This is a genomic window from Corallococcus aberystwythensis (assembly GCF_003612165.1).
Taxonomy (GTDB): domain Bacteria; phylum Myxococcota; class Myxococcia; order Myxococcales; family Myxococcaceae; genus Corallococcus; species Corallococcus aberystwythensis.
Genome location: NZ_RAWK01000422.1, coordinates 1 through 5,688 on the forward strand (window position 1 = coordinate 1; position 5,688 = coordinate 5,688).

Below are 5,688 nucleotides of genomic sequence, written 5' to 3' on the forward strand. Positions count from 1 at the left end.
GGGCGGGCGGACTCCACGGCCTCGAGCGCGAGCAGTTGCGCCAGCTCGGGAGCGCCTTGCCGGCCCTGATGCTCCGCTTTGGACAGGAGGGTGCGCATCCGCACATCCGCCTGGGTCCGCTGCAGCTCCAACATGGAGCGGCTGTTCTCCATCACGCTCGCCGCTGCCTGCATCACGTCCTGGGTGAGGTGGGTCTGCGTGTCCTGGACGGTGAGCGTCACCCAGGAGGCCAGCTCCTCCGGGGGCTTCTCCTGGCCGTTCGCCGGCAGCCCCATGGGGATCATCTTCTGGAAGACGTAGGGCTTCAGGGCGTTCACCAGGGCGTCCGCCCGCTGCCGGGCAATGCGCTCGTCCGGCGCGGTGAGCTGGACTGTGAAGGACGTGATTTCCTTCTGGGTATGGAGGTACTCCACCAACTCGGTGAGGACCGGCTCGTTGGTGGACATGAGCTCGGAGCTGCCCGCGAGGTCCTGGAAGGCGAGTGGGAGCGCCAGCCCGATCGCGCCCGGCGTCTTGTTCGCCTTCGGCATCGGGTCCTGGCTGGGTTTCCCCACCAGCAAGAGCCACTGCGGGTTGTTCAGCCGCCTGCTCCACGCGGTCCGGGCCTGGAGGATCGCTGCGTCCACCTCGGGGCTGCTCCGGGCCATCTCGACGATCTGCTGGCCGTTGCTGAAGCCCAGCAGCGTGGCAGGGGAGAGCTGCGGCTGGTACACGACGGTATCGTCATCGCGGTTCTGCTGCGCTCCCGCCAGCCGCCCGATGATTTGAAAGCTCCGGAGGCTGTCCTCGATGCGCACGAATGGACTGAGCTGGCGCCAGAGCGGCCCCAGCCAGGGGAGCGGGTAGCTCCGCGACCGGGGAGGGACGCGGGAGATGGGGTTCGCGGCGATGCGGATGTCCGCTCCTTCCGCCCGCAGGACGTCCGTAGGCACGTTGGCCACCAGGCCGCCATCCAGCAGGCGGCGGTTGCCGATGAGGGTGGGACCAAAGAGCGGGGGCAGGGCGCCGCTGGCCCGGACTCCGCGCCCGATGGACCCTGTGCGCAGGTCCCATTCCACTCCCATGTCCGCGTCGGTCACCACGGGGAAGAACGGCACCTCCATTTCATCAAGGGGCCATGGGCCGAGCTGGAAGTGGGTCCACAGCTCCAGGATCGCGCTCGACACGGCGGTGATGCCGACGATGGGCAGCATCTGGCGTGCCTGCCGCATGAGCAGCTCGAGCGCACCGCGGCCACCGACGCAATAGAACGCCCCCACCACGGCGCCGTAACTGGAGCCGGCGACCATGTCGATGGGGACCCGCGGCTGGGAGGCCTGCTTCCCGCCCTCCTGGGGAGGGGGGAGCAGCTTGTCCAGCAGGGCGATGTCCGCGAAGCCAAAGGATCCGCCTCCCCCGAGCGCCAGGCCGACGCGGCGCCCGGTGGCGGCCCGCGCCCAACGTTCGAAGGATTGCCTGAGGCACTCCTGCTCCGGGGCCGTGCCGTCCAGCGACGTGGGCAACCGCGCTTCCTTCTCACACCACGCGTCGGGGAATCGCAGGCGGACCGTCCCCATGGGCCACTCGCCAAGCTCGGCGGGCATTCCGCGCGGGCGCAGCCAGCGCAAAGGGAAGCGCGCGACCTTCCTCACCAGGCCGGCGGCGCCCCTGGCCTGCTCCATCTTCGCCAACGGCCCCTTGGGGTGAAGGAGCTCCGCGAGTGCGAGCCCCAGGCCCTGCTCGGGTCGCGGGAGGCGGAGAAGTCCGGCGTGGACGAGCTCTATCGGCTTGGGCGGGACGAGCGTGGGCCGCTGCCGGTCCTTGCTCAGACTGAGGTACTTGATGGGCTCCCCGGCCAACGCACGCTCCGCCAGATGCTGGAGCACCTCCTGACGTTCGCGAGCCGTGAGCGCGGAGGTGTCCACCAGGGTGACGTTGGTGCGGCCCGCGAACTCGCTGGTGCCGTCATGGCGGCCCGCGGACTCGCTGCCGTCCTGACTCTCCGGCCTCCTCCTCCAGGCGGTCATCGTGCTCAACGGAAGGAGAGGCTCTGCGTCAGTCCGGCTGAGAGGGCGCTCACAGTGGGCCACCCAGCCATTGATGGCCCGGGCGGGCCTTACGAACTCCAGGAGTTTGTCCTGTGCGTGCTCCTTCTTGAGCCGGACCACGAGGACATGCTCATGCAGGTGGACCGCCATCCGTTCGGCGAGGAGGTCGCCCAGGGCGCTCCACGGCGGCAGGTCATCCTCCTGCTCGCCATACACGATGACCTGATGCGGTGGCTGGGGGCGCGGCGCCGGGAGCTCCTCGGGGCATCCTCTCAGGACGGCCCGATTGAAGTCCGGCTCGCAGTCCCGGACGTGGTCGAACCACTCCCTGCGGATGTGGAAGGCGCGGGCGCCGTTCCACAGCGCCCAGGGACGGCGGAGGACGCGGGTCCACTTCATTTCAGGAGGCCCCAACTTCACGGCTCCCGGCAATGGCTTGCGGGTCAGGAACTCATCGAGCCCGACGCAGGTGGGGCCCATGAGCCTGGCGCTGGGCCCGCTGAATGATGAAGCGATGTCACAGCACCCTTCGAGCACGACGTAGAACCCGTCCGGGACGGCGGGCGCGGAAAACAGCGGCGTGGCCTCCGGGCGTCCATTCACCTTCACCGGCGTGGCGCCCTCCACGAGCCGGAAGAGGTCCGCATCCTGGGCGTTGGTCAGCCGTGGCGACTCGCTCAGCACGCGCACGAGTTCCACCGCGGCCTCTTCCGCTTCGCGGGCGTCGAGAAGGCGTTCGAGGAGCGTGTTCTTGTCACGAAAGGCCTGCGCGAACTTTTCGCGTGGCAGCTCCAGAAGCTCGGTGGGAACGAGAGCCTCTGCGTCCGCTTTCTCCATCCAGGGCATCGCGCCGGTCTTCCAGCGGGCCAGGGTCTTCAATCCCAGGATGCTTCCCGGCCCGAGTTCCTGCCTGCCGTGGGGCAAGGCGGGGCAGGGCCGTTTCACCCCTACCTTGCCGGAGCGGACGAAGTGCAGGGCGGGCGGCCGCTTCGCGAGTGTTTCTCCGCGCTCGAGGGTGACGGGTCTCAACAGCGGTGCCAGTGCCGGCAACCAGTCTTCCCGCCCCGCTTCCTTCGTCCGAAACCTCCTCGGCCCGGCCTCCCTCGAGGCCTCTCCCAGGGCGGTGCCCTTGGAAAGAAAGGCGAGAACTTCGTCTTCGGGAATGCGCGCCATGGATTGTCCTCTGGGGTCAATGCACCTTGGTGAACGCTAAGCACCTGCGCTCGGGCGCTAAGGGCATCGGGCAGTCACCTTGCCGCGCGGATGCGCCCTGTCGTGTCATCCCTGGAACCGTTGCTCCGGCGCGCCGGGCCGCCACGGCGGGCTCAAGTGGTAGTTTCCTCCGACGGCTGCAGGGGGGATGCGAATGGAACGATTCCTGGCGGTGGAGCGGTGATTCCGGTCCGGATCCTGGGGACGGCGAGCGTGCTGCCGGAGCGCGCCGTCACGACCGGGGAGCTGGCGGTGGCCCTGGGACGCGACCCCGCGGCCATTGAACGGAAGACAGGCATCCGGACCCGCCACTGGGCGCCCCCGGGGACGCCCCTGGCCGGGCTGGGCGCCGAGGCGCTTCGCCGGGCCCTCGCCGCCGCGGGGCTGGAGGCCCGGAGCCTGCGGCGCCTCCTGTTCGTCTCCTCCACCGGAGGCGATGTCCTCATCCCAGCCACCGCCAACCGCGTCGCCGCGGAGCTGGGGCTCGCGGGGACGTGTGATGCGTTCGACCTCAACAACGCCTGCATGGGGTTCGTCTCGGCCTTCGACGTGGCCAGCCGCTCGGTGGCGACCGGGCTCGGGCCGGTGGCCATCGTGGTGGTGGAGCTCGGCTCGCGCATCATCTCGGCGGAGGAGCCCCGGCCCTACCTCGTCTTCGGCGACGCCGCCGTGGCCGCCATCCTGGGCGCGGCCCGCGAAGGGGAGGGCGTGTTGGGCGCGGCCTTCGCCAATGACGGCACCCAGCCCTCGGACGTGTGGATGGCCCACCCCCTGGTGACGGGCGTGAGCGAGCGCGTGCGCTTCGAAAGCTCCCACCAGCGCATCGCGGAGGTGGCCCTCCAGGCGCTGAAGAACGCCACCCGCTCCGTGCTGGAGCAGGCGCGTCTGTCATTGGACGACGTGGAGTGGGTGCTGCCACACCAGCCCAACGGGGCCATGCTGCGGCTCATCACCGAGATGCTCGGGGTGGATCCGGCGCGCATCGTCCCCGTGGTCGACAGGGTCGGCAGCGTGGGGGCCGCTTCCATCCCCCTCAGCCTTGACTGCCTGCTGCGCACCCGCACGCCGCGGGCCGGGGAGCGGCTGTTGATGGTGGGCGTCGGGGCGGGGGTCTCCTCCGGCGCCGTGCTCTACCAGGTCGGCGGATGAAGCCGGGGAGTGTGCGGCGGGCTGTCATCCCCCGCCACCCCGGGTGTCTCTCCGAGCAGGCCCAGGGCGGACTCTGTACGCATTGGGCTCACACCGGCTCAATCAATGGTCATCATGTGAAAGGGGACATCACATGCTCGGACCATCACCGTTGCAGCGACCACGGGAGCCAATTCACGCGACCGGGCACTCTAGCGCCTCCCCCTCCGTGGAAGTAGGCAATCGCTATCAACTCCTCCGGCGCCTGGGGCACGGCGGCTTCGGGACGGTGTACCTGGCGAGGGACAGGCTCGGCGGGCTGGTGGCCTTGAAGCGGCTGCGCTCGAATCGTCATGCGCGCGCCGGCGGGGGACGTCCTGTCAGCGAGCTTCCGTCGAAGCATCGCTACCGGGCGATGCTCGTCCTGGCGCATGAGTTCGAGGTCCTCGCCTCGCTGCGCCACCCGAACATCATCAGCGTGCTGGACTACGGCTTCGACGGGTCGCAGCCCTACCTCGTGCTCGAGCTGCTCAACGAGGCGCGGACCTTCACGCAGGCGGGGCGCGGGCAGCCCCGGTCCGTCCAGGTGGACATGCTGGTGCAGATGCTCCAGGCGCTCCACTACCTGCACCGGCACGGCATCATCCACCGCGACCTCAAGCCGGCGAACATCCTGGTGGTGGACGGGCAGGTGAAGCTGCTCGACTTCGGCCTGGCGGTCGGCCCGGAGCAGCGGGTGCGCGCGATGAGCTCGGGGACGCCGGGTTACCTCGCGCCAGAGGTGCTCCGGGGAGATGCTCCCTCGGAGCTGTCGGACCTCTACGCGGTGGGAGTCCTCGCCTATGAGCTCTTCGTGGGCAGGCATCCGCAGGTGTCGTGCCCCCCGCGGCCCCGCCGTAAGGGGGGCTCACTGCTCGCATGGCTGGACGAGCCGGAGAGCCTGGACGGGGAGGGCAGGACCGACAGCTTCGCGCCGGACCTGGCCTGGATTGTCGACCGGATGGTCGTCGGGATGCGCGACCCTTCGGAGTGCCGGACCTTCGACATGCCCACGGACCTCGAGCCGGGGCTGGCCGCGTTCCTCGTCAAGCTTCTAGACCCGCTGCCCCGCAACCGGTTCCAGAGCGCGGAGCTGGCCATTGGCGCGCTCTGCGCAGCCACGGGGCAGAGCCTGTCCGTGGAGACGGTGGCCACCCGCGAGAGCTTCCTGCAGGCGGCCCGCTTCATCGGCCGGGACCATGAGCTGGGGCTGCTTGGCGACGCCCTGGAGAGCGCCGAGCGGGACGAGCGGGGCGGGGCGTGGCTGGTGGCGGGCGAGAGC

3 protein-coding genes are annotated in these 5,688 nt (G+C 69.9%); 2 read left to right on the plus strand and 1 reads right to left on the minus strand.

The window, feature by feature from the left end; all coding sequences use genetic code 11:
• Positions 1-2,906, minus strand: a 2,906-nt coding sequence (locus D7W81_RS39440; RefSeq protein WP_368773759.1) for a patatin-like phospholipase family protein, incomplete at its 3' end; no start/stop codon positions are given.
• A 513-nt stretch (positions 2,907-3,419) separates the two neighbouring features.
• Here D7W81_RS39440 and D7W81_RS39445 point away from each other — a divergent pair.
• Both D7W81_RS39445 and D7W81_RS39450 read left to right on the plus strand, forming a co-directional pair.
• Positions 3,420-4,388 (plus strand): 3-oxoacyl-ACP synthase III family protein, encoded by a 969-nt coding sequence (locus tag D7W81_RS39445; RefSeq protein WP_120560482.1) that lies wholly within the window; start codon positions 3,420-3,422, stop codon positions 4,386-4,388.
• Between the two features lie 208 nt (positions 4,389-4,596).
• Positions 4,597-5,688: serine/threonine-protein kinase (locus D7W81_RS39450; RefSeq protein ID WP_158621779.1), on the plus strand; the 1,092-nt coding region annotated here is incomplete at its 3' end.